The 2,125-nt window shown below is 29.4% G+C and carries 2 protein-coding genes; both read right to left on the bottom strand.

Annotation, left to right across the window (positions count from 1 at the left end):
- Positions 1 to 12 precede the first annotated feature (12 nt).
- Entirely contained in the window at positions 13 to 756 is a 744-nt protein-coding gene (locus RM529_RS16980; RefSeq protein ID WP_311485938.1) for an aspartyl protease family protein, read from the bottom strand.
- A 470-nt stretch (positions 757 to 1,226) separates the two neighbouring features.
- Positions 1,227 to 1,883, bottom strand: coding sequence for a hypothetical protein (locus RM529_RS16985; protein WP_311485939.1), 657 nt, complete (start codon positions 1,881 to 1,883; stop codon positions 1,227 to 1,229).
- Positions 1,884 to 2,125 lie beyond the last annotated feature (242 nt).

Raw genomic sequence — 2,125 nt, forward strand, 5'->3', positions numbered from 1 at the left:
AAATACTGACCTCTAAAAATCTTTATCTGATTTAGGAAAACCGTATTCATCGGCATCACTTTTCCTAATTACTTTTTTGAAGTATTTAGGATTAGCAACAAATTTTCTTCTTCCATTGCCGGTGTCAATATTAAAAGGTAAAGTAGTTTTGTTTATAGTAATATCAATTGTTTCTGTACCAAATCCTCTGGCCGGTAATTTAGTATTTAACACAAACTTTGGAGTTCCGATATTAAAAGATTTCAAGTCGTTTGAAATTTTAATTATTTCGTTATCATAATCAAGTTGCCATTTTGATTTTTTGATAAGATTACTTCCGATAATTCCGTGTAATTTATCACAAAATTTAGTTTTGGAAAATGCAAGATTTGTACTTACTGCTCCTATATTATTATAGGTAATTTCGGCAATATTAATCTTTGATATTACTAATTTTTGTAAATCTTCAGTATCAATAATTGGCCCTCCAACGGTTACTTGTGATAATCTTTTAAATGAAAATTCGTTTATTATAGATTTATCAATTATTGTAGCTTCAGCACCAGTATCAAATAAAAAGTTATATTTTTTTTCGTTTTGAGTAATTTCAATAAAAATATATCCGTCTATGTATTGAAATGGAATTTCTGTATAGTAGCTTTTATTTTCAACTTTGCCACCTTCCACCCAATCTTTCAAATTATCATTCTGTGCATTTACACTTAGTATTGATACTATAGTTATAGTAATTATAGCGAGAATCAATTTTTTAGTCATCGGATTTTACTTATAAATTTGAATTATCACTATCCATATATTTCCAGACTTTCATTTTTTGTCCATTTATTAACTTGTTTCCTTTTTCTTTATTTGAATCTGGATTACTATATAATTCCCTAACGCAGCCAAAGCTGTACCTATTAAGATGTAATACATCATGTTATCAATCTTGATAAAGAAAAACTTTTCGATACTTAACATCACTACTAGTAGTAGAAATGAAACGACAAAATACCAAAAGTTAATTTTTTCTTATTCATACTAATTTTTTAATTCAAAACGCTATTCTTTTTTCCTATACGTTGCAAGAACCCATTTCAGCTGTATTAATTTTTTCCAATTACAGTTAAATTGAACTCTGATGAGCAGTTTTACATGCGGCACAACGTTCTCGGTTAATACAAGTTGCGGGGGTAGGGATGCGGACTTGTCGGATTAGTTGTTTTCTTTCTTGGTTTCACGAACGCTTAGTTATTGGCAACAGTTTTTATTTTTAGTTTTCTGTTCCAATATATAATATATAATGTTCCTAAAATTGTTGGTGAGATCCATATTATTAAAGTTCCGATACTTAGACCAGCGACCATAAAGGCAGTTATAGATGCAATTAAAGCTCCAATCATTCGACCTAAATGGCTTTTCAACCAAGCATTTCTGTTTCGTGTGAAATTTTTAAAAGTTTGAAAATCTTTTAAGGTCATAAATGTTCCGAAACCTCCAAAAAATAAATAGAGAATTGAATTATCAATATTTTGAATAGTTCCTAAAATCCCAATCGTAATCATTATAATTGAGGCAAGAAGCATAAGTCCAGAAATGGTTTTATCCACCAAATCGGCTTTATTTTTTAGTTCATGTTTCAAAGTTAAAGCTCTATTTCCCGCTAAAACCATATAGATAGTAAATATTCCAATTAGAAATAGAAATAAATTTTCGTGGTTAGGCATTCGAGCAACAATCAATGATATTAAAGAACTTATGACCATAGAATATGAAAATATTCTCCCTAACCTTTTATGAAATAATCCACCTTTTACAACTAAAATACTTCCAATTCCTGTAATAAGTCCAATCCCACCGAAAAATGCATGAATATAAATTAAGATTTTAATCGTTGCCTCCACTTCGTTTTAAATTGGTTGGTTTCTTCGAATGTCAGCTTATTTTTCTGTTTTAGATTAATTAAAATTCCGAATTGTTGAAATTTAGCGACGAGTTGTTGAACTTGTTACCAACGATTTATATAAAAACTGTGCCTGCTTCGATTTTGCACCAAATTAAGCATTGTTTTTATACCATTGTTACCTGCTGGCTTTTTTTCAGTTATAACTATTTTCCAGTTCTTTAATTAGTCGACCCTTAGAAA

Origin of the sequence: Autumnicola edwardsiae (assembly GCF_031846505.1) — a bacterium.
GTDB classification, from domain to species: domain Bacteria; phylum Bacteroidota; class Bacteroidia; order Flavobacteriales; family Flavobacteriaceae; genus Autumnicola; species Autumnicola edwardsiae.